This window comes from Rhodococcus sp. KBS0724 (assembly GCF_005938745.2).
Taxonomy (GTDB): Bacteria; Actinomycetota; Actinomycetes; order Mycobacteriales; family Mycobacteriaceae; genus Rhodococcus_F.
Map to the genome: position 1 here is coordinate 212018 of NZ_VCBX02000002.1, position 21560 is coordinate 233577.

A 21560-nucleotide genomic window follows, 5' to 3' on the forward strand; every position below is an offset into this window, starting at 1 on the left:
GGCAGCCGTCGACTTTCCTGCTATTCTGTCCTCACATCAACGGTTAAGCCAGGCGCACTTTCCCTACTTTGAACCGTACCTTTTCGGTGTGATTAGAATAACAGCCAAACCGCCCTTCTATCGTTGGTTGGTTTGGACTCAAGCTTAATCTGCCTCAGTCGCCGCTGCTGGCGTCGTAACCCCGCTCCATAGCAGATCGAACTGGATGTCGGCGATCTCATCTATTGTGTTTGGACCGTCCGAGTCATACCAGCGCGAAACCCAATTACACATACCCAGCGTCGACATCACGAAGACCGTGCGGTCGATTGACGAAGAGATCGTGCCGTCCTCGACGCCTTCGTCGATAATTCTTTTGAATGCCCCTATTAGGCGGTTGAGCAAATCGTGTTCTTCGGGGCCTTCTCCGGTGCTTTGATCTGTATATGTGGGATTGCGAAACCACTGTGGTGATTCAGCGATATAAAGCGTGATGAATTCGAGGTGCCGACGGATCGCTTGGCGAAGTTTGTCACGTGGTTCGCCGGGTAGCTCGGCAATGTGCTCAAGCGCCTCTGCGATCTCCACGAAGCGGCGCATCCTGACCAATCGCAGCAGGTCAGCTTTGCTACCTACATGGTAGTACAGGCTCCCCTTGAGCATTCCTACTTCGTTGGCAATGTCTTCAAGGCGTGCATTGGTGTACCCCTTATCGGTAAAAACTCGGGCAGCAGCGTCGAGGAGTTCGTCGAGGTTGGAGATCTTGGTCATTTTCGCCTTTCGTGCTTTTCCTCAATTCAACCATTTTTGAACGTCCAGTTGCACGTATCCCTCCAAAATCTGATTTGGTTTGAATTTTGCGAAGGTGGCGTCCTGGTGTGCAGCATGCAGCAGCTGGACCCTGTGAAACCGCGGGATTGCGTTCTTCGTTACGGGGTATACGGTGGGCCCGGCGATGTCACGCCGGCCCTGCGTGAGCCATTGGCTCGAATCATTCCGGGCATCTGACTCTCCTGCGGTTCTGGCTCGCTTTCCGTGATGGCTTCCCTCGCGCCGCGTGTCGTTCAGGCAGGGGTAGAAATCGGTAGGAGATGATCATTCTGGTGTTCTGAGAACTGTTGTGATCTGCGTGTCCTTCTTCCGCATCTGGCGGTGGTCGACATCGCTTCGGTCGATGTGGCCGCAGGCGGAGTCCGCATTCGGGCGTCGTCGTTGTCGGCTTCGGCGCATTGTCGGTTCTTCCGGTTTTAGAGTGCGTTGATTCGTTCCCTGAGTTGGCCGGAGTGGATCAGTGACCGCAAGACGTAGTGGTCGAGGTTGCGGAAAACCAATGCGATACCGCGGAGGTGTTCGAGGTGTCCGTTGATCGCCTCGACAGCACCATTGGATGCGCCGGTGTCGAAATAGGCCAGGACCTTCTTCCCGCGTTTCCAGAGGCTGCGACCGAGCTGGGCCAGCTCGGCAAGTTATCTCGGGAAACCCGGATTTGATGCGTTTCAACGTCTTGAACATGGTGAGTTTCCCTGCTTGCCTATCCAATGTGGCGTAGGCAGCGACCAGGACTTGGTAGATGTGTTCGGTGACGTCGATGTGCTGCTTGTCGGCGGACACTTACCGCCAACCGCGCTTTCTGTTTGTCAGTCCGTAATACTTTGCGGGCCAGCAGAACTCGATTGATGCCGTAGAGCGGTTCGCCGGAACGGCCGCGCGGTGGCCGAGGGTCTCCTGTTGGACCCGTTGACGGCACACGGTGAGTTTCTCGGCAGCGAGATGAACGACATGAAATGGGTCCATCACCTTCCGTGTCTGCGGCAATACGTCCTTCACTGCCGAGTGGTAGCCCGGCGAACCCATCCATCGAGACGATTTTCACACTGTCTCGAAATGCTTGATCGTGTTCGTGGAGCCAGTCGGAGAATGCAGCGGACGAACGGCCGGAAATCATGTCCGGCGACCGGGCGGGACCGGTGCTCTCGAATGTGTTTCCACTTGTGCTCGTCCACGCCGAGGATCCGCACTCCGTCGAGATGCCCGGATTGCTCGTGGACAAGATGCTTCACGGCGGAGATGGCAATAGCATTGACCTCGTCCCACCCACACCCAACGCCTTGGCCGCCGCCGAGACCGACATCTTGTCGACCGCGAGGCAGTGCAGGATCCACCTGGTGGTCCGCCGCGTGATGGCAGCCTTCGGCGGCGCAACCCGGTCGATGCGCTGGCGAAACGCTGACACGTCATAGCCGGGATGGTTGCAGGTGAACCGCGACAGTCGCAGGTGCAGAGGGGGGATAACCAACGATCGGCAAGTCGGTGAGGACATGGGTGACGTGGTCACGCAGCCGCCCGGGTTCCCGGCACTTCGGGCACGCCGGATCTTCGGCACAGACAGACAGTCGATGTGCGTGAATTCGCCGAGGGGCGCGCCGGTAATCGTGACACCGAGTTTGACGGTTCGGCAGATGGTATCGGCGACAAGATCGGTAGTCTGCAATATGGGTCCTGCGGTGGTCGAGGAAGGCGTAGAGAACCTTCACCCTCGAAGCACAGGGCCCTCTAAATCTTGTGCCTCACTCGATCACCGTCAGATCAATCTCATGGACTTCAGATCCGGAAGAGCCGCATTGTCAGACATGCGGTGTTTCGTCGAAACGAGTCCACAGTCGCTACGAGCGCACGCTCGCAGATGCGGCAATCGGAAACCAGCCAAGTCTCCTCGTCCTGCAAGTACGGCGCTTCGTCTGCGCAAACATCGACTGCAGCAGGGCAACGTTCGCCGAACAGATCGAGGGCCTGACCAGTCGATACGTGCGACGCACGCCGCTGCTGTGCGGAATCGAAGGAAAAGATCGCACTGGCGTTAGCTGGGCGAGCCGGATCGAGGTTGGCGTCTGCGCTGGAGGTTTCCGTCGGACGCTCAATCTTGTTGCGCCTGGTCCGAGCGCTAACCGCCCCTCCGATAAGAGCGGTCCCTGTGCTCGGTATCGACGATTTCGCGCTGCGGAGACGGCATCGGTATGGGACCGTTCTGGTCGATATGGATACTCACCGACGATGTTGATGTTCTCGCGGACCGCAAAGCCGAAACCGTCATCAAATGGCTCACCGCTCGTCCGGGCACCGCAGGTGATCTGCCGTGATCGTGCCGGCGCGTACGGAAGAAGCCGCCCGCACCGGGAGCGCCGGAGGCGATCAAAGTCGCCGACCGCCGGCACCTGTGGAACAACCTCGCAGAGTCGGTGGAGAAAACCGTTGCAGCCCATCTCATTGCCTGAGAAAGGAGCCCGAGCTGGAACCTGAACCTGAACCTTCGAGCGGACGCACCGCGTCGGAGCAACTGAAGCGGGTCGCCGAACAGGTATGCGCCATCCATCAGAAGAGTTCGATATTCGCCGTCCGCACGAAACGTCGATTCGAGGATGTCACAACTTTCAAGAACGAAGGGATAGGAATCAGCTCGATCGTCCGGCAGGTTGGGTTGGCGCGGGAGACCATCCATCGTTTCTACTATGCGAGCAGTGTCGATGAATTGTTGGGCGCGCCCGGGCTGGCAAGCCCACCATGCTGGACGAGTTCACCACGCATCTGCACGAGCGTTTCGATGACGGATGTACCTCCGCTGCTGCACTTTACGAAAAGCTTCGAGCATTCGGGTATCGCGGCAGTTACTGCTCTCTCCGCGATTACCTTCGTCCGTTCCGCAGGATAGGTGCGGTACCAACGTCCACGCCGAAGGTGCCGAAAGTGCGGCGAGTTACCTCGTGGATGTTGCGACATCCCGACAGTTTCGCTGCCGACGAACAGATTGGGCGGGCAGGTCCTCGTCAGCTGCCCGCATCTTGAGGCAACTGCGGGACATGGCAAGTCGTTTGCGGAGATGCTCACAGAACGCCTTGGTGAACAATTGAACTCGTGGATGTCTGCCGTCTCGACGGATGGTCTTCCGCACTTGCATCGCTTTGTTCGAGGCCTTGACACCGATCACGCAGCGGTCCGCAACGGGCTGACGCTGCCTTACAGTTCCGGCGCGGTCGAAGGGCATGTCAATCGGATCAAGATGCTCAAACGACAAATCTACGGGCGCGCCGGGTTCGACCTCCTCCGCAAACGAATACTCGTCAGCAACTGACACATTCAGAATCGATCACGGAAAGTGGGCCAGAACCACGCAAAACGGTGATCGACATTGCGGTGCCATTGGGGGTTGGCCTTACCCCTGTTTGGCGGACAGTTCCTTCTTGTCTAATTGGTACGCGCGCGGCATAGTCGCATTGCTGGTTCGGCGGGAAGTCGAATCGTCAGATAGAGGCTGATTTGCTGCAGGCTTCACCGTTGTCCCAGTGCCTGTGACACTGCTTCGAACAATTCGGCAGAGGATTCGATTCGCCGCTGACGATGGCGTGCCGCCGAGCGACAGCCCGACTGGCGGGTACTCGGCCGTTCACGTTGCAGATCGGCTACCTGAATACGTTCGTCTTCCGATAGGAACCGCGCACTGACGGCGCGAACTCCGAGTCGGTCCAACGGAGCGACGGTCCGCACCAGTTGTCCGGCGCGATAGACCGAACAGTCGCGGGCCCAGTTGGTTCCGGATGAGCGGGATACCCCAACTTCGCGGGCGGCGGCGCGGATACTCCATTCACGGCCTCGCAACTCCATGAAGCGGCGACGCTTGTCGGAGAGTGGGCGCCGCCCCGGCCCCTTCTTGATACGACGAGGCGATGACAGCATACCCCCCAGAATCTCAGGCCTGTTGCAATGATCGATCGAGACCACCCGTTTACACATGAAATCGGTGACCCAACCAATGGTCCGGTTGCGGTGCGTTCCGTTCGATCAGATCGGAGTGCGCCGACCTGATCGAACGGGTGTTCGTGCAGTGTTTACCGTGGACGGTGCTTGCCATGCCGACGCCGCCCATCAGGCGCGCCACTTGATCGCGTCCCATTGGCGCGAGCAGCGGATTTTACCGAGTGCCACATTTGCGGACACCGTAGACACGACGATTGCCGCGAACATCGTGTGGACGGAGTAGGCGTCGGCTAGTTCGGTTTCGGAGATTCGTCCGCGCTGTTCGGTCGTATAGTAGGTTGACGGAGCGATCCTGATCGTGCTCGGTGAGCTCGGCACGAGTCTCCGTAGCCTGGCCAGGATGCGCGGTCCTCTGGATGTCTTGACTCGGCCACCTCTGGGGTGCCGTAGTTCGGCGGCGCAAGGATATTGAGCGAGGTCCCGGCCGCCGTAAGCGACCGCGACCGGCTCAGGCGGATCACCGGCCACCAGACCGAAATCGTGCGTGCACATGGACCCATGCTCGTACGCTCGGTGAACATACCCGGGGCTTCCCAGGAATAGCTTGATAGGTGGTGCAGGTAGCCTCGCTCGACGATCCAGGATCTTAAGACCAGGCCTGGGCCTGCATTCTGTCAGGAGCGGGGCGTTATGCCCTTTCTAGGCAACCTGCGTGCAGCCGCCTCCGCGAGGTCAACCACGTGGTCTCGTTGCGCTACCACGTCGAACTCGCTGGCCCCCATGGCGCCGTCGCGGTACCGGACATAGATTCCCTCACCGATGCACGCCAGACGCCATAGCGCGAACGCTTGATACCACTCGATGTCCGAGACGTCCCGGCCGGTGCGCGCCTCGTAGAGTGCGATTACCTCGTTTCGAGTAGGATAGCCTGGATGACCGGTCGGGGACGTCGAGACCTCAGGCTCGCCTGCTTCGCGCCACAATGCGGTAAGCCATCCGAGGTCGGACAGCGTGTCGCCGAGGGCGCACAGCTCCCAGTCCAACACGGCGTGAGTTCGTCCGTCCTCCCCGAGCAGCAGGTTGCCAAAACGAAAGTCGCCATGAACCAGGCCGGTGTAGCGCTGCGGCGGTGTCGTCGCGCTTAGTCGTGACCACACCTCGTCGATGATCGGCAAAGGCCGGTCGCTGACCGAGTGGAACTGTCGGCGCCATCGAGCGAGCTGGCGCGGCAGGTAGTCCTCACGCCGCCCAAGTCGGCCGAGACCAATAGCGTCGACGTCGAGCTCGTGAATTGCGCCCAGCGAGTCGACGAGGCTCTCTGCAGCGGCTGCCCGTGCCGAGACTGGGTAGGAAGCGCCGTCATCGTTGGTCGTGAGTACAGTGCCCGCGACGTACTCCATCACATAAAATGGCGCGCCTATTACTGAGGGATCTGTGCAGAGCCCGAACAGCTCTGGCACTGGGACTTGGCTTCCCTGTAGTGAGGTGAGGACTGAGAACTCGCGCTCCACGTCATGGGCTTGAGGCAACGCGGATCCCGCTGGAGGGCGGCGCAGAATATACGCGCGACCAGTGGTGTCCTCGACCCGGTAGGTTAGGTTCGATCGACCGTCTCCGATTAGCGCGGCCCGGGCAGGACCGTGGAAGGGAATCTCCTGCTCCGAGAGCCAGCGGCTCGCTCGGAGCAGCTCAGCGTCATGCATTGGCGTGCCTCGCTAACTCGATGCGCGCAACAGTGCGCAGGTGAACTTCGTCAGGCCCGTCCAACAGGCGTAGAGCCCGCTGTCGGGCAAAAGCTTCGGCCATCGGGAAGTCTTGCGACAGGCCCGCTCCTCCATGTACCTGCATCGACCGATCGAGAACGCGGATCGCCATCGCCGGGACTGCCACCTTGATAGCGGAGATGGCAGAGCGCGCCACTTTGTTCCCGGCCTTATCCATTAGCCACGCTGCGTGATACGTCAACAGGCGAGCTTGATCAATTTCGATACGGCTGTCAGCGATGTACTTCTGGACCAGGCCTTGGTCACCCAGCGGCGCTCCGAAGGCGATGCGGTTGGTCGCGCGACGGCACATCAACTCGAGGGCCCGTTCCGCGGCCCCGATGGAGCGCATGCAGTGATGAATTCGTCCTGGGCCTAACCGCGCCTGAGCGATCTCAAACCCACTTCCTTCGCTCCCCAGAAGGCTCGACGTGGGGACGCGGACGTCGTCGAGCGTGACCTCGCAATGCCCTGCCTTATGGTTGTAGCCGAGCACGAGCTGGTCCCGGACTACTTTAAGTCCTGGACTGTCAAACGGCACCAAGATCATGCTTTGCTGCCGAAACGTCGGTGCCTCGGCATCGGTCTTCCCCATAACAATCCCAAGGCGGCACCGCGGGTCGGCCGCTCCGGATATCCACCACTTTCTACCGTTGATGACGTAGTCGTCGCCGTCGCGGGCGATGCTGCAACGAATATTGGTTGCGTCGGAGCCTGCAACTTCGGGCTCCGTCATAAGGAACGCCGAACGAATAGTGCCCTCCAGCAGCGGGCGGAGCCACTGCGCCTGTTGTTCCTCGCTGCCGAACATGGTCAACAGCTCCATGTTTCCCGTGTCGGGCGGCGAACAATTCAGGGCCTCAGGACCGATCATGCTACGACCGCTCAGCTCGGCAAGCGGCGCGTAGTCGAGGTTGCTTAAGCCGCCGCCCCACTCTGTTGAATGGGGCAGGAAAAGATTCCACAGCCCTGCCTCACGCGCCGCACGTTTGAGCTCTTCCATCACTGGCGGTTGAGTGTGAGGGCCAGCGGTTGCTAGTTCCTCCTCGTAGACGCGTTCTGAGGGGTAGACATGTTCAGTCATGAATATCTGAAGTCGGTCATACAGGTCGCTTGCTCGGGAACTCAGTTCGAAGTCCACGTCGTCACCTTTCTCGCGCCCAGGAGAGCGGCGTCTTCAATTTGCTGCGCTAGTTGCTCCCAGAGTTTCTTTCTGAGAACCTTGCTGACGGCAGTGTGCGGCGAAGTGCCCGTCGGTGCGAGCCATTCACTCCACTCCATGCCGGTGGTGACCCTGTCCGGGATAATGTCAGGGATGTCGACGTAGATAGAGAGATCGGTCCCGCCGATCCGCATCTGCTCCACCGGAAACGGGTCGTCCGGCCATGTCAGTCGCTTCACAATGCCGATGCGCTGGTCGACACACTCCATCTCCAACACCTTTCGTATCGGCTCGGATCTCCCATTCATGAGATCTGACATACGGTACATCAGACGCTGGAATTTCGAGGCGTTTGACTCTTCGGAGATCGGACGCTTCCTGAAGAGTCGGCACGGTGTTCGAGGAGTTGCAGTATTGGGACTCTCGTGCACAGTCCGGTCGAGGAGGCGGCTTCATCGCCGCGATCGTAATCAAAGTTCGTCGCGCAAAGTGGCCGATCGGAGGCGGGGGTCGAGTCGGGACGGTCGTGACGACTCAGTGCGCCATGGGCTGGTGCGCATTATTCGGAATGAACACCCTCATAGACATCCGCAACGTGGAATCAGGACGTATTCTTCCTGTTCCTTTGTGGCTCAATGAATTCCCTAAGGCGATCGAGCAGGTGCAGTTGGCCGCCATGGTTTCGAGCCTGGGGTCGCCATGTCCGTGTGTCCAGCTGGGCTGTGTGGGGCGGTCATTGTGGGATGAAAGTGGTTTGTGGGTGCCGGTGTCGGTTCTGACGATGCAGTGTCGCTTGCGTGAACATGGTGTTACTTAAGACACTTGACAAATTAAGTGTGAGATCTGACATAAAATTCTGTTGACAGGCTTGGGGGCAGGTGTCACGATGAACCGGTCAAATTCAAACGTCTTTAGAGGACGTGGAAGCGATCTTGGCGGACATCCGGTCCGACTAGCCGAATCGTTGGTCAGCTCTGTTCGAATGTCAAAAGATCATGCCGAATGCGATTGTGTCGCAAGGTAAGTCGTGCCAAATTGGCACCATCTTAGGTCCACATCAAGGTAGAGGAATCAACATGCGTTCTATGGCTCGATTCGGGTTGTTCGCAGTCGGAGTAGCCACGATCATGGCCGCAACACTTGCCTGCAGTAGTGAAGCGTCGGACTCTCCGGGGAGTTCAGCATCGGTTGTGCCCAGGGCGAACGCTGATCCGGTCGATAAGAGTCTGTCTCCGGTGAAGGTCGGTTTCCACAACAATGAGGGTGGAGCTATTTCACTGCCTGATATTCGGTTGGGGTTCGAGGCCGGGGTCGAGTATGTGAACTCCGAGTTGGGTGGTATCAATGGCCATCCTATGGAGGCTGTGTACTGCAACACCGATGGCACCCCTGATGCGGCTCTGAACTGTGGGAATACCTTTGTGCAAGACAAGGTAGTGCTCTCGGCGCAAGGGTTGGATTTTGGTGGTGACGGAATTCTGCCCGCGTTGCGGGCAGCGAACATTGCTGAGTTCGGGGCGCTGCCGCTAACGCCGGGTTTGGGGTCGGCGATTGACGATGCGGCGTTCGGATTGGCTTCGACGGAGGAAGCCTACGCAGCGGATGTCGTTCAGGAACACGAACTCGGTGCCAAGAAGCTTTCTTTGGTGTTCCCGGACGTTCCGGCGTCGCGGTCGTCCTTCGAGAGGGTAGTGGCCCCGACGGCCGCTAAACTCGGGATGCAAGTTTCGCCGTACTACTACACGCCAGGGGGGGACTCGACGACTTTGGCGGCAACAGTCCTCGCTGGTAGTCCGGATGCGGTGAGTCTTTACGCAACTGAAGCGGACGCACTTGCCGGTGTTCAGGCGCTGCGCGGTTCAGGGTTCACAGGAACGATCAACGCGACGCAGTCGACGGCGATTGTTGACAAGCTAGATGGCGCCACCCTGGAGAACGTGATCTTCCAGAGCAATGTGTACTTCCCTGGACTCAGTGACGTTCCGGAGAAGGCTGTGAAGGACATCGCGGCATTTCAGACGTACATCCAGGGCAAAGGCATCACCAAGGACCTTCAAGCGCAGCAAGGTTTCTTTGTCGCGGTCCAGTCGGCCGATATCCTTCGCCAGACTCCCGGCGATACCATCACCGCAGCTGCTGTGCACGAGTCGATCAAGACGGCAAAGGGTGAGAATTTCTTCACAGGTGGGACGTACGATTGCTCGCGTCGAACGTGGCCCGGGTCGTCGGCGTGCGGCACAGGGGTCATCTTCTCGAAGTTGAATGACGACAAGGTATTACAGGTGCTTCCGAACCAGCCGGTGGATGTCTCGGTGGTTCGGCCCTCAAGCTGAGTCTCTCAATTCAATTGGGAATCGCGTAGCCAGCGCACGCACGACTCGCGGGCTACGCAATTCCATTGACAGTGGTATGCACTAGAAGCGAACGGATTGCCATGAGCCAATACCTACTCTTTCTTGTTCTCGGCCTGAGCATCGGTGCGGTCTATGCGGCACTGACGATGGGGATCGTCCTGACATATCAGGGCGCTGGAATCATCAACTTCGCTGCCGCCGCGATGGCGACTGTGCCTCTTTATATCTACGACGACCTAGCACATGGGCAGTTCACGCTCCCTCTTCCGTGGTTCCCGACATTTAACGTCGGACGGATGTCGGAATGGAGTGCGGTGGCCATTGCTCTTCTGGTTGCTGCGATACTGGGCGCGATTATTGAGCTGGCTGTGTCGAGACCGTTACGGAAGGCTCCGGTGTTAGCGAAAGTTGCTGCGGCGATCGGCATCATGTTGACATTGCAGGCCGCTGTCGCACTCAAGTACGGGACCGACGCACGTCCGCGGACCGCGATCTTGCCCACCAGTTCGGTTGAAATAGGTGGTGCCACTGTGACAGTTGACAGGCTGTGGCTCATTGTGATTGTCATGGTGATCGGTGGTGTGCTTGCGTTGTGGTTCCGGCGGTCGCGGACGGGTCTGGCAATCCAGGCTGCAGCCGAGAATGAACGTGCTGCGTCTTTTGCAAGGTTGTCACCGTCCACCCTCGGGATGGCGACATGGGTTCTGGCATCGGTATTCATCAGCTTCGTGATGATCATCGCGGGGCCGGCGAGCGGTGTCATCACGCCCAATAACCTTACGTTACTTGTTGTTCCCGCTTTGGCAGCCGCGCTTGTCGCCAGGTTGAGTTCGTTGTGGATTGGGTTGTTCGCGGCCTTGGTATTGGGAGCGGTGCAGTCGCTGTTGACCTTTTTCTCGCAAACAAAGAGCTGGTGGCCAGATTGGGCTCAGCAGGGTATTACCGATTCTGTTCCTTTTGTTGTCATAGTTGTTGCGCTGTTTTTGCTGGGACGATCGATTCCGATGCGTGGTGATGACACGACTTCTCGTCTGCCCGCGGTGTTCCTGCCGAAAAATCGTCCCGCTTTTGTTGTCGGGTTCACGTTGCTCGGCGTTCTGGTTCTGGCCTTGACTTCGGGCTCGTATCGTTTTGGTGTGATCACCAGTCTTGCGACGGCGTTGATCGCTTTGTCTGTGGTGGTGCTTACCGGCATGGTCGGGCAGATCTCGATGGCTCAGATCGCCTTCGCCGGTGTTGCGGGTCTGGCCTTGTCGAAGATCGGCAATCACATTCCGTTTCCGTTTTCAATGATCCTTGCGGCTCTGATTGCGATGCTTTGCGGGCTCATCGTCGGTTTGCCTGCGCTCAGGATTCGCGGCGCGCAACTTGCGGTTGTGACTCTGGCCGCTGCACTTACATTGGAGAAGTTCGTCTTCGGCAACTCCAAACTCCAGAACGCTGCGGGGAACAAGATCCCCGATGCCTATCTGTTTGGGATCAATCTGGCGGTGCGCGACAGTTCGCATATCGCTCGTATCCAGTTCGGACTGATGGTTCTGGTCGTTGTGGTCATCGCGTTTGTACTGGTTGGCAATCTGATGCGTGCGGGCACGGGCCGTAAGATGTTGGCGGTTCGTTCCAACGAGCGAGCTGCAGCGTCGATGGGTATTGGTGTATCCGGGGTGAAGCTCGCGGCCTTTGCGTTGTCGTCGTTCCTGGCTGGTCTGGGTGGCACTCTCATCGGTTACGGTCGCGGGCAGATTTCTGCTGAATCCTTCGGCGTGTTCGTGGGTTTGAGCTTCTTCGCGATTGCATACTTCAGCGGCATCACCAGCATGGGCGGTGCCGTGCTGGCCGGGATTGCTGGGACCCTCGGAATCGCGTTCGTGGTCGTCGACAGAAACTTGGACCTCGGTGGTTACTACCCACTGATCAGCGGCATTTCTTTGATTCTCACGGTTTTGCTGAACCCTATGGGCGTGGCGGGCAAGATGCGCAGTGACTATGAACGGTTTCTCTCCAAGAGGAGACGGAGGAAGCAAGAACCCACCGTCGAGACAGCCGCCGACGACGAAAGGTCAACAGCGCACGCGATTGCGAGTTTTAGGAAGCCTGTGCGTGAGGCGGGTGAAGTTCTGCTATCGGCCGAGGAGATCACCGTCCAGTACGGAGGTGTTCGAGCCGTCGACAACGTCTCGATCAATGTTCGTGCCGGCGAAATCGTCGGATTGATTGGACCGAACGGCGCGGGAAAGACAAGTTTCATCGATGCAATTACCGGATTTACCCCGAGTACCGGCAGTGTGTACCTGGGGGAGCAAGATCTTTCCGAGATGGCGGCCCATCGACGTGCGAGGCATGGCTTGGTCCGCACATGGCAATCGGTCGAACTGTTCGACGATCTCTCGGTGGAAGGCAATGTGCGAGTTGCTGATGATATTGGACGCGACTGGTTCAAGCTTTTGACCGACACCGTTCGGCCGAATCCGCCTACATCGCAGTCGGTTCACGATGCAGTCGATACGATGGGCCTGTCAGATTTCAGTTCTCGCAAGCCTTCTGAACTCTCGCTCGGTAGACAGAAGGCACTCGGTGTTGCCCGCGCTCTGGCGATGCAACCGAAGGTGTTGCTTCTCGATGAGCCGGCGGCAGGCCTTGATACCGCCGAGAGTCAGATATTTGGGCAGCATCTGCAGCAGGTGGCGGCCTCGGGTGTGGGTTGTCTACTCATTGACCACGATATGCATCTCATGCTTGAGGTATGTGATCGAATGTATGTCATCGAGTTCGGTAAGCCTATCGCCGATGGGACACCCGAACAGGTTCGACGCAATCCGAAGGTGGTCGCCGCCTATCTGGGCTCGGATCATGATGCTACTGCACCCGATCCCGACGACAGCGTAGAACTTCCCGTGATCACGGCTGGAGTGGGCAAATGACAGCAGTCATCAAGACAATTGGCCTGGACTGTGGCTACGGAAAGCTTGCCGTTGTCCGAGACCTCAACATTTCGGTGAACGAAGGTGAGGTGGTTTGCTTTTTGGGCGCCAACGGGGCAGGCAAGTCCACCTCACTGTTGACTATCGCCGGTGCACTGCCGACGATCGCCGGGTACGTCGAAGTCCTGGGCAAGGAAGTCAAATCTGCTCGGCCACACGAAGTTGCGCGCCGTGGTCTGGCGATCGTGCCTGAGGGACGTGGTCTTTTCTACAAACTGACCGTTGCCGAAAATCTACGTCTGCGACGCCATCGGACCTCCGCAGTCGACCTCGGCGACGTTCTCGCCTACTTCCCGGCTCTGGAGAAGTTGCTTAACCGACGCGCCGCGTTGCTGTCGGGCGGAGAGCAACAGATGGTGGCGCTTGCCGGAGCCCTGATCGCCGATCCGAAGGTCATCATGCTTGACGAGATGAGCCTGGGACTGGCCCCTATCATCGTCGAGCAGTTGCTGCCGGTGGTGCGGAGAATTGCCGACGAGCGGGGCATGTCGGTCCTTCTCGTCGAACAACACGTTCGTGCCGCGCTGAGGGTCGCCGACCGCGGATACGTCTTGGCCCACGGCCGCGTGGTCACAGAGGGAACTGCAGCACAACTCAGGCGTGACGCCGAAATCCTTGAGGCAAGCTACCTAGGCGAACAAAAAGCTACCGACGAAGCAGAAGCCAAAGGGCTGATCTAACCCCCATCGCATCTACAACGGCTGCCCCACCGAAACAGCGGGACAGCCGTTGTGGATGATGGACGACGTTATGGCCTTGCCGCGCTCAGACCGAAAAGCATTGAATAATCTAATTATTGTGCAGTGCAATAGATTTCATGCGAATGGTCTTGATGTGAATCTCATGTGTCGGTAATGCGATCTGCGCAACATTGCGCATTTCGGCGCACATTCACCTATCGCTTTTCAGGAGACTGCCATGGGTTCATCCGACAACGATCTCAAGATGATCAACAGTATTGTCACGTCCGCAGGCGCCGTCGCCGCGATCTTCGGCGGCATCGCCGGTGCTGCTTGGCTTGCAGCGTTCTTCGGCACTGGATGGGGTTCCTAGGGCCGAGAACTTGAATCACGGGCACTCTGACGGTTCGATCCTGACACTCAGGTCAGCCCGTTCCCGAACTGTTGCGATAGCAACGACATTCGGTTGATCCACCGTAGCGCCTGCAGCGTGTCACCAATCTGTGGGTGCGAGTTTTTGTCGGGGTGTCGAGATGTAGTTCAGTCGGCCATTCAATTTCAATACTCGGTGGTGGGTCTGCGCCGCTGGATGGGTGCCTGTGTACGGGAGTCACATGCGGGTCAATGCTGGTATTTGCTTGGGCAGCAACATATATCGACCACTTGGACTTCACTGAATAGTCACGTGTTAGGTGGAGAACTGGGTGCAGTTGACCTAGATTGGACGCATGACTATATCGTTTGCCAGGCTGAGTAACGGTGTGGAGATCTGTTTCGAGACGATCGGCAGGCCGGAGGATCCCCCGTTACTGCTTGTGATGGGTTTCGGCAGTCAAATGACGAGTTGGGACGTAGAATTCGTCGAGAGTTTCGCCGCACTCGGCTTTTACGTGATCCGCTATGACCATCGGGACTGTGGGCTGTCGACGAAGTTTGAGGTGCCGGCGCTGAGCCCGGAAGCGGTGCAGGGCGGTGAAGAGCGTGCGCCATACTCGCTAGCTGAAATGTCTGATGACGGTGTTCTTCTGCTCGATGAATTGCACATCGATACTGCTCACGTGCTGGGCGTGTCGATGGGTGGGATGATCGCACAATTGATCGCGATTCAGCACCCTGACAGGGTGCTGTCCCTCTGCTCGATAATGTCGACTACAGGTGCACCCGGTGTCGGTAGGCCGAGGCCAGAGGTACTTGCGGCAGCAGCCACACAAGCGGCAACTACGCGCACTGAGGTGATCGAGGCGTCTGTGGCCGCCAGTCGTCTCTACTCGGGTGGTGGTTATCAGTTCGACGAAGATGCAGCGCGGCGCCGCGCAACTGCCAACTACGACCGGTCGTATTATCCTGCCGGTCGAAGGCGCCACATGCTGGCGGTTCGGACGGCGTGTGACCGGACCGAAGCGCTCAGTAAGTTATCGATGCCGACAGTGGTGATCCACGGCGACAGCGATCCACTGATTGCGTTTAGCGGGGGCGAAGCGACGGTAGCAGCGATACCGGGGTCTAGATTCGTTCCTGTGCAAGGGCTGGGCCACGAGATCCCGGTGCCTGCGCGACCGACTATATTGGCCGAGTTCGCGGCCAATGCGGCTGTGGCTCAATACAAAATCTCGATGAATGATCCGAAGGGGCTGACTCGTGCATTCCGGACACTTTGGAGCGCACGAGGGGCGTTGGTCAAGGCGACCTTCACTGTGTCGGACTGTCCGTTCTCGGCTGATGACCTCGAGCAGCTGACCGTGTCGGGCCGGCGCGTCGGCTATCTACCGCCGGCTCTGGCTGCCTCGCAGTCTCGATGGCGCCTTGGCGAGATTTTCCCGTTGATGAGGTGTTATAGCCTCCTCAAAGAGAATGTTGTGGCCAATGATGAGAGCCGAGGTGGCTGGTTCGACTACACTGTTGCGGTCGACGCGCCATATACGGAGCTCGACGAGACTGAGCTGGCCACGATGCTCGAGGAGGAGGCTAGTCGACTCTTGAGCTTGAACGAGTACATCATCGCCGGTCAGGACCACAAACTTTTCAGCGGGCAATATCTGGACGAGCGCTCAACATTTTCTCGGGTGGGATCGCGGGTTGATGGGCGAATGGTTGCGGTGCGATTCGACGGGGATGAGATGGCGGTAAACCTCGGGGCCGAGGTGCCTGTGCCGGGTTCGCTGCTGGTCGCCTACGACATCGAGCCAGGGGACAAAGGACACGTTCTCGGCGCGCGGACATCGTCTATCACTGAAGGGAGATCGGACGTCGTAGCGGATCCGGGAGCGGTCACACTGACGCCGCTGAAGTCGGCTTACGGGTATCCAAAATCGATGACGGAATTGGATGCAGAGTGGAATCGACTGGTGGACATATATGTCCGCAACGGATTCCCGGCAGAGCTCAATCTCAGCGACAGCGAATACAGGCAGTCCATACCCCGGTTCTCACTTCAACCCGCAGCCTTCGCCGGAAGGCTCGATGTACCATTGATCGTCGAGCCCAGGATTTCGTGGAAGCGGCAAGCTGAGCTGAGCGACATCTCACTATCAGGTACCTCGCTGAGAATCGAGTATACGCCTGCCGATAGTGCGTCTGCTGAGCCGACCGCACCGTACTGCGCGTGGATGAGCGACTGGGGCCAACGGCATCGCTCCCCGATCGCGCCTGGTGAAGCGCGCTTCAGCCTCGCAGAGGATGAAGCGGGTGCCTCCATGGTTGAGCTGGTCGCGATGATTCTTGCTCATCCTGAGCAACACCTCAGCGGACGGTTCTTCGAGGCAATCGGCTATGTCATGCAGCACGTGGAGACGTTTGGGCTGGCTGGGCCAGGCGATTCTGGTAGAACCCCATGCGTGTTCCTGTGGCGTGGACGACCCGAGATCGGTGTCAATTTGCATCCGATCGAGTTTTCGATGTTCCGGCCGCTGGTTCGGGGGAGGTTGGCGTTGTGAGATTGATGCAATCGCTGCTTCTGATCGCGATTCCTCGTCGACGAGGTCCGCATTGGATCTCGGCGATCCGATCGATCGGATCGTTGTGAATCCTTCACCCAGTCGGGTGAAGGACCAGCTGGTACTCGACTATCGATGCCGTCCAGGATGGTCGGCCGTGAGCATGACTTCAGATCACAATGTCTGGGCCAGATTTGACCGGGTAGATTCGCAGAAGTTCTCCCCGACCCTCTTGGACTCTGGTTCCGAGGCTTAGCGTGTGACTTCCCGAATTATTCGGCAGGTTTTTCACGGACTAATTGGCACTGAGTGCTTGACAAATTCGGCCGGCCCCAGACGCGACGGATTGATTGATGGGGCAAGTTCAGGGTGTCGGAGTCTTTCAGGTTCCCGCTTAGTCCGTCGTCGAACGGGTGATGAGGTGTCGATTTTGCTACGGAAATCGACATATCGCGGGTAGGTGTTCCGGTGGAAAGACCAAGCCCTGGTCGATGCGGGGCGCGGGACGGAGTGTCGAGCATCGAGCCGACGATCTCGCGTCGGCTCATGCACGCGTCGTTGCACTCGAACTCGCATCGACTCGTGATGCTTTCGCTTTGTTCGATGATCAGTCGGTGGGGCCTCCAAAAGGGAGGTCGCGATCGTCGAAAGACTGATCGATCGAGGTCACTTTGGTAGATCAGCTTGTCGCATAATGGGTTTGAGGAGATTGACTTTCATGCGCACCGTCGTCGGCTGGTCTCCAATTGCGGAGTACGACGCATCATCTGCGGAGTACGACGTATCACCGTGGCTGATACGATTGAGAAAATCCATCAACGGTCACGTGGAACCTACGGGTAGCGAGGTATCCGGGTCGAACTGCTCGATATGGGCGAGATGAATGTCAATCACAAGCTGGTGTCGGCGATCATGATCGAACTCGGCGTTACCGGGTTGCTTCGTCCAGGTAATCGAAACCGGGCATCCAACTCTCTACTTGGATTCCAGCAGTCATCGCAACACTCGTGATTACGAGACTTCCAGTGAAGCACTTAGGCGCTCTGCAGGGGTGTCCCAGTCGGGCGATTTCCGGGGCCGGTCGTTAAGCTCCTTCGCGGCTGCCAAGAGTTTGTCGGTGCTGTGCACTGCCAGGTCGGTGCCGTGCGGGAAGTACTGACGGGGCAATGTAGTGGTCCCCGAAAGTTGGACTGGCCAAATAGGGGCCTAAGCCACGATGGCCTGAGCCGGGTATTGCACCGGGCTCAGGCCATCGAGATACGTACGTTGTTGTACCAGTGGATGTACTCGCGCAGCGCCGTAGCCAGCGCATCGAGACTGAGGTATTGGACATGGTGAAAGTCTTCTTCTTTGAGGTGACCATAGAAGTTCTCGATCACGGCGTTGTCAAAGCAGTTCCCTTTACGCGACATTGATTGGGTCGCACCGATATTGGCGATCAGTTTCCGCCAGGACCGGTGCTGGTATTGGACTCCGTGGATGCTCTCCTGAGAGTCAAGCTGCTTTCTGTGCTGCCTTGTGTTCGGAGTGATGCTCTGCTGTCCGGGGTGGAGGAGGTAGTAGATCTCGCGAGCCAGGTGGCGCTTCAGTCACCGGATAGTTTCTAGTTTCGAATGGCCTTCGCTGGTCTTCTTCTCGACGTAGGCCTGGGTTTTCGGGTCGAGTCGAATGCGGTTGATGACGGCCAGATGTAAGGCTCGGTTTGCCTGTCGCTCACCGCCACGATTGAGCCGGTGACGTTGAGTTACACCCGACGATGCGGGTGGCGCGACACCACAGAGCATCGCGAACGCGGCTTGAAGACTTCATCCGGTCGGAATTGTCGTCGGCAGTGACAAGCATCTTCTCCGGCGACCTCGATACTGATCCCGACTCGTTCGAGTAGTTGAGGCGCGAGCACTTTCACGATCGGGTTGATCAGATCGTCGAGATCGACAATCTCGTCGTTCAATTCGAGGTAGCGGTGGGGGCAAGGACTTCAACGAAACCCGTTAGGCGGTCACAGGATCGGTCGCGTTCGCGACATCGGGCCGCCACGCTGCCAGGAGGCGGATCAATTGCATCCGTGTCAGATCGCGGACCTGCTCGCGCAGCTCGTCGGGGGCGGAGATGATCGTCATCCGCGGCAGTTGCAACGCACTGCGCTTCTCTCGTACCGTCTGGGCTCGGGTCACTCTCAATGCCCGAAGTGACTATACAGCAACGTCTTTCGGTTTCCGGGTGGTTGGTCTTGGCTGTGCGGACTGCGTTGATGGCATCGAGGTCGTCGTCTTTGCCTTTGTGGCGGCGGTCCACCTCGAATACCGTCACGCCGCCTTTTGCGAGGTGGCGGGTCAGTCCGGCTCCGTAGGAGCCGGTATCCTCGATGCCGATCCGGATGAGAGCGCCGTTCTCGCCGATCCATGTCAGCAGGGCCCGGTACCTGTTTCGGGTGGTGGGAAAACTATGGGTGGCGAGTAAGGCGGTACCGCGCATCGACCGAACCGGCGGACAAGCTCCCCCGAGCACTGATATAGATCGGAGTAACCCTTCACAAACACCTCCGGAGGTGTCACGAAGGAAGTGAACATCAACCACTTTCTTCGAGGATCGGGGACGTTGCCGCGCCATCCGATGCTCGGGACACCCCCGGAGGTTCTGCCGTGCCTGTACGCAATGCCCCAGTCACACCATCCACGATCGTCGTTGCGATCGATGTCGGCAAGAACGTCGCCGCCGTCTCCGCAACCGATTCCTCCCGACACCGCCTGCTCGGACGGTATCGACACCGCGTTGACCCGTTCGGGTCTCGATTCTGTCGTCATTCGAATCCAGTCCGCAGCCGGGATGTCGGTGCCGGTCCGGATCGGTGTCGAAGCCGCTGGTCACTACCATCAGCCGGTACTCGGCTACGATTGGCCATCCGGCTGGGAGATCGTGGAAGTCAATCCGACCCGAGTGTCGGAGCAACGCAAGATCTTCGGTAGGCGCCGTATCAAGACCGATGCGATCGATTTCGAGGCCATCACCGAACTATATTGTTGGCTGGCCAGGGCGTCCCGTCGATCCGTCGCAGCGATGTCTGCGCAGAGTTGACGGCGTGGACCGCACACCGATCCCGCCGTGTTCTGACACACACCGCCACGATGATCCAACTGACCGCCCAACGCAGGCCGCGCGTTTCCAGGTATCGGCACCGTTATTTCGGACCTGTTCGGAACCGGTATCGCCCCGCTTGATCATCGCCGAGTTCACCGATCCACTACGTCTGGCCGACCTGGGTTCGGACGGGTTGACCAGGTTCGCCGCCGAACGCGGGCAGAGCGTGTCGTCGTCGCTGCCCACGAGGCGTTGTCGACCCCCACACGCGGATTTGGCCAGGAAAATCATCGCCAGGAATCGGAACTTGTTGACTGACTTGGAGATACAGATCGTCAAGGCGACTTCCCGGATTGCACAGTTGATCCCGTCGAGCCTTATTCTTTGGCATTGATGTCGGTACAGGGCTGGGACCGGCGCGTGTCGGCAATTGCGCAGGGGCACTGGGTGACCCAGGGCGATGGGTAGGGTTCGCGCAGATCTATCGGGCTCCGTGACTGGTGCCGGCGCAATACGAATGCGCCTACAAGCGCTGGGACGGACACATCCGCAGCGAAGGGAGCGTGCCGTTGCCGTCGTGCCTTGATTGAACTCGGATTCGGTCTGCGGCACAATGAACCGGCATCGAAGCGGCATGTCGCGGAGCCCAAAGGACCGCGGCAAGCCGAACAGGGTCATCGGGTGCGCATTGGCGCACCGCGCCAACCGCATCGCTTGTGCGTTGGCGCGGTGCAAGGCCCCTTCGACCTGGTCCGCTGGCAGGTCCAGGAGGTCTGAGCGCCGACCGACTCGAGGACCTTCCACTCGACCGTCTTCGGTGGGACGCGCGGGGGTGACGAAGGACGAAGAATCGATGCCGCGAGCACTGTGGCGAACCGTGAGTGTGGATCACGCCGCACGAAGCCTGGCATCCGACCCTTCGCCTTCATCGCAGCCCGTATATCGCAGGATGATCCACTCGGAGCGGTGAGTGAGGTCAAATACGTCAGAATGAGCGCCGCACACCCAGCTTCCACCGGCACGACCATCGTCGACAGGCCACACCCACCACAACGCCCGCACCAACGGGTGTCACACGACCTCGCGCACAGAATCCCTTGACAACCCCTATAGCCGACTCCGTGCAGGGCGGTACCCCGTTATCGTTTAGGGAGCCCTCCGACGAGGGTTGTTGGTTATCTCCTCCGGTATGGCTTCGATACCCCCGACATTGATGTCTTTCGCTGGTGTTGCCGCCGAAGCGAGATGGCACCGACCCACCGCTGATAGAAGCACGGCCTAGCTCGACAGAGGTCTACATAACGTGGGCGACGGGAGTCGATGCCACGACCAACCCGAGCAGAACACTGCGAGGGAGAACGCCATGGACCACCCGGACATCTCGGTTTACTGCGGAATCGATGTCGGAAAGAGCAGTCACCATGCCGTCGCACTCCGACCCGACGGATCACGAATATTCGACAAACAACTACCGCAGAACGAAACAGCACGACGAGAGTTGTTTGTCGATCTCCGCCAGCACGGCGAGGTCATGGTGACCGTCGATCAACCCCGTAACATCGGCGCCCTGCCGGTGATCGTGGCCCGCAACGCCGGCGTCAGTGTCACCTACCTTCCTGGTTTGGCGATGCGGCGCACCGCGGATACACCCCGGGAAGGCGAAAACCGATGCTCGGGACGCGTTCGTCATTGCAGACGCAGCACGCACCCTGCCAGGTTCACTGCGCAGCCGATGACGAGGAGATTACGGATCTGAAGATGCTCGCCGGTTCCGACGACGACCTCGCGGCCGACGCCACTCGAATAGTCAACCGCATCCGCGGCGTTATCGTCGATGTCCACCCCGCACTCGATCAGGCCATCAGCCCGTATCTCCGGCAA

15 protein-coding genes and 6 pseudogenes are annotated in these 21560 nt (G+C 58.8%); 11 read left to right on the forward strand and 10 right to left on the reverse strand.

The genetic code is table 11. The features are described 5' to 3' along the window. Positions 1 to 144 precede the first annotated feature (144 nt). Positions 145 to 750 (reverse strand): TetR/AcrR family transcriptional regulator, encoded by a 606-nt coding sequence (locus tag FFI94_RS31900; protein WP_138873897.1) that lies wholly within the window; start codon positions 748 to 750, stop codon positions 145 to 147. Between the two features lie 476 nt (positions 751 to 1226). Then, positions 1227 to 2473: pseudogene (locus FFI94_RS34865) on the reverse strand (ISL3 family transposase). Between the two features lie 68 nt (positions 2474 to 2541). On the opposite strand from FFI94_RS34865, the pseudogene FFI94_RS34520 reads away from it, so the two are divergent. The 4 genes and pseudogenes from FFI94_RS34520 to FFI94_RS34085 all read left to right on the forward strand — a co-directional run. Continuing rightward, positions 2542 to 2667 (forward strand): annotated as a pseudogene (locus FFI94_RS34520) (hypothetical protein); the annotation flags it as partial. Positions 2668 to 2993: 326 nt separating this feature from the next. Beyond that, complete coding sequence (locus tag FFI94_RS34525; protein ID WP_260684596.1) at positions 2994 to 3116, forward strand: hypothetical protein; 123 nt, start codon at positions 2994 to 2996, stop codon at positions 3114 to 3116. Beyond that, positions 3113 to 3685: a hypothetical protein gene (locus FFI94_RS34530; protein ID WP_260684597.1), complete on the forward strand. Its 573-nt coding sequence runs from the start codon at positions 3113 to 3115 to the stop codon at positions 3683 to 3685. The genes FFI94_RS34525 and FFI94_RS34530 overlap by 4 nt, the downstream gene beginning before the upstream one ends. A 168-nt stretch (positions 3686 to 3853) precedes the next feature. Beyond that, positions 3854 to 4105: a transposase gene (locus tag FFI94_RS34085; protein ID WP_397495600.1), complete on the forward strand. Its 252-nt coding sequence runs from the start codon at positions 3854 to 3856 to the stop codon at positions 4103 to 4105. 197 nt (positions 4106 to 4302) lie between these two features. Here FFI94_RS34085 and FFI94_RS31915 read toward each other — a convergent pair whose 3' ends face one another. The 5 genes from FFI94_RS31915 to FFI94_RS31935 form a co-directional block, all read right to left on the reverse strand. Then, positions 4303 to 4707, reverse strand: coding sequence for a hypothetical protein (locus tag FFI94_RS31915; RefSeq protein ID WP_138873898.1), 405 nt, complete (start codon positions 4705 to 4707; stop codon positions 4303 to 4305). Positions 4708 to 4896: 189 nt separating this feature from the next. Then, on the reverse strand, positions 4897 to 5280 hold the full coding sequence (locus FFI94_RS31920; protein WP_138873899.1) for a hypothetical protein: 384 nt from the start codon (positions 5278 to 5280) through the stop codon (positions 4897 to 4899). 122 nt (positions 5281 to 5402) lie between these two features. Beyond that, on the reverse strand, positions 5403 to 6431 hold the full coding sequence (locus tag FFI94_RS31925; RefSeq protein ID WP_138873900.1) for a phosphotransferase family protein: 1029 nt from the start codon (positions 6429 to 6431) through the stop codon (positions 5403 to 5405). Next, on the reverse strand, positions 6424 to 7632 hold the full coding sequence (locus FFI94_RS31930) for an acyl-CoA dehydrogenase family protein (protein WP_138873901.1): 1209 nt from the start codon (positions 7630 to 7632) through the stop codon (positions 6424 to 6426). Before FFI94_RS31930 ends, FFI94_RS31925 begins: the two co-directional genes overlap by 8 nt. Beyond that, on the reverse strand, positions 7617 to 7973 hold the full coding sequence (locus FFI94_RS31935) for a hypothetical protein (RefSeq protein WP_138873902.1): 357 nt from the start codon (positions 7971 to 7973) through the stop codon (positions 7617 to 7619). Before FFI94_RS31935 ends, FFI94_RS31930 begins: the two co-directional genes overlap by 16 nt. 756 nt (positions 7974 to 8729) lie before the next feature. Here FFI94_RS31935 and FFI94_RS31940 point away from each other — a divergent pair. The 5 genes from FFI94_RS31940 to FFI94_RS31955 all read left to right on the forward strand — a co-directional run bounded on the left by FFI94_RS31940 (position 8730) and on the right by FFI94_RS31955 (position 16601). Continuing rightward, on the forward strand, positions 8730 to 9986 hold the full coding sequence (locus FFI94_RS31940; RefSeq protein WP_185993479.1) for an ABC transporter substrate-binding protein: 1257 nt from the start codon (positions 8730 to 8732) through the stop codon (positions 9984 to 9986). A 101-nt stretch (positions 9987 to 10087) separates the two neighbouring features. Then, complete coding sequence (locus FFI94_RS31945; protein ID WP_138873904.1) at positions 10088 to 12928, forward strand: branched-chain amino acid ABC transporter permease/ATP-binding protein; 2841 nt, start codon at positions 10088 to 10090, stop codon at positions 12926 to 12928. After that, positions 12925 to 13668, forward strand: a complete 744-nt coding sequence (locus FFI94_RS31950) for an ABC transporter ATP-binding protein (RefSeq protein ID WP_138873905.1) — start codon at positions 12925 to 12927, stop codon at positions 13666 to 13668. Before FFI94_RS31945 ends, FFI94_RS31950 begins: the two co-directional genes overlap by 4 nt. 238 nt (positions 13669 to 13906) lie before the next feature. Continuing rightward, positions 13907 to 14041 carry a hypothetical protein gene (locus FFI94_RS34535; RefSeq protein WP_260684560.1) on the forward strand — a complete coding sequence of 45 codons (135 nt, stop codon included), beginning with the start codon at positions 13907 to 13909 and terminating at the stop codon, positions 14039 to 14041. Between the two features lie 355 nt (positions 14042 to 14396). After that, on the forward strand, positions 14397 to 16601 hold the full coding sequence (locus FFI94_RS31955; RefSeq protein ID WP_138873906.1) for an alpha/beta fold hydrolase: 2205 nt from the start codon (positions 14397 to 14399) through the stop codon (positions 16599 to 16601). Positions 16602 to 17612: 1011 nt separating this feature from the next. Here the strand turns inward: FFI94_RS31955 and FFI94_RS34540 are convergent. The 3 pseudogenes from FFI94_RS34540 to FFI94_RS31970 form a co-directional block, all read right to left on the reverse strand. After that, positions 17613 to 17777: pseudogene (locus FFI94_RS34540) on the reverse strand (IS30 family transposase); the annotation flags it as partial. 80 nt (positions 17778 to 17857) lie between these two features. After that, positions 17858 to 18076, reverse strand: a pseudogene (locus tag FFI94_RS33915) (IS3 family transposase); the annotation flags it as partial. Positions 18077 to 18106: 30 nt separating this feature from the next. Further along, a pseudogene (locus FFI94_RS31970) lies at positions 18107 to 19061 on the reverse strand (transposase); the annotation flags it as partial. A gap of 102 nt (positions 19062 to 19163) precedes the next feature. On the opposite strand from FFI94_RS31970, the gene FFI94_RS34670 reads away from it, so the two are divergent. Together FFI94_RS34670 and FFI94_RS31980 are read left to right on the forward strand one after the other, a co-directional pair. Beyond that, the gene (locus tag FFI94_RS34670; protein WP_313905588.1) at positions 19164 to 19676 is read left to right on the forward strand and encodes a transposase; all 513 of its coding nucleotides are present in this window, start codon (positions 19164 to 19166) and stop codon (positions 19674 to 19676) included. 1366 nt (positions 19677 to 21042) lie between these two features. Then, positions 21043 to 21548 (forward strand): annotated as a pseudogene (locus FFI94_RS31980) (IS110 family transposase); the annotation flags it as partial. Positions 21549 to 21560 lie beyond the last annotated feature (12 nt).